Annotated in this window: 1 protein-coding gene; it reads left to right on the top strand. The window is 59.5% G+C overall.

Annotation, left to right across the window (positions count from 1 at the left end; all coding sequences use genetic code 11):
• Nucleotides 1-723 (top strand): AMP-binding protein (locus BMI01S_RS37855; RefSeq protein ID WP_042293638.1); only part of this gene is annotated, 723 nt, incomplete at both ends.

Here is a 723-nt window from a genome sequence, read left to right as displayed (position 1 = left end):
CCGGCCTATCCGTCTCAGCGGCTGCGCCAGGTGCTGGGCGATGCCGCGCCGCAGCTGCTGCTTTGTGATGCGGCCGGCCGCGCCGCGCTCGGCCCTGAGGTGCTGACCGATGTGATAGCGGTCGATCTGGAGACGGCCACGCCGGTCTGGGGCGAGCGGCCGCCTTCGGACCCGGAGCCGCGCACGCTTGGCCTCACGTCCCGCCATCTGGCCTATGTGATCTACACCTCAGGCTCAACCGGAACTCCCAAAGGGGTACAGAGTGAGCATCGAGCGGTTATCAATCGCCTGATCTGGATGCAAGAGGCTTATGCACTCAATACGGCTGATGTCGTCTTGCAGAAGACCCCGTTTAGCTTCGATGTCTCTGCCTGGGAATTCTTTTGGACATTGCTTGAAGGGGCAACCCTGGTGCTGGCGGTCCCTGGTGTACACAAAGACCCAGATGCGCTTGTAAACCTGATAATCGGCCAACGCATCACCACCGCACACTTTGTACCATCCATGCTGGCCAGTTTCATGGACACGAAGGGCGTTGATCGCTGCACATCCCTGCAGCGTCTCGTGTGTAGTGGTGAGGCGCTTTCTGCTTCCCTTACGCAGAAGGTTCGGTGCGTATTACCTTGGACCGGTCTGCACAATCTATATGGTCCCACGGAAGCTGCTATCGACGTAACGGCCTGGAATTGCCCGGCTGATTTTAATGGGTCAGTGGTCCCGATC

Origin of the sequence: Paraburkholderia mimosarum LMG 23256 = NBRC 106338, from assembly GCF_000739815.1 — a bacterium.
Taxonomy (GTDB): Bacteria; Pseudomonadota; Gammaproteobacteria; order Burkholderiales; family Burkholderiaceae; genus Paraburkholderia; species Paraburkholderia mimosarum.
The sequence above is the reverse complement of the archived record's forward strand: the minus strand, read 5'-3'. Positions and strand labels throughout refer to the sequence as shown.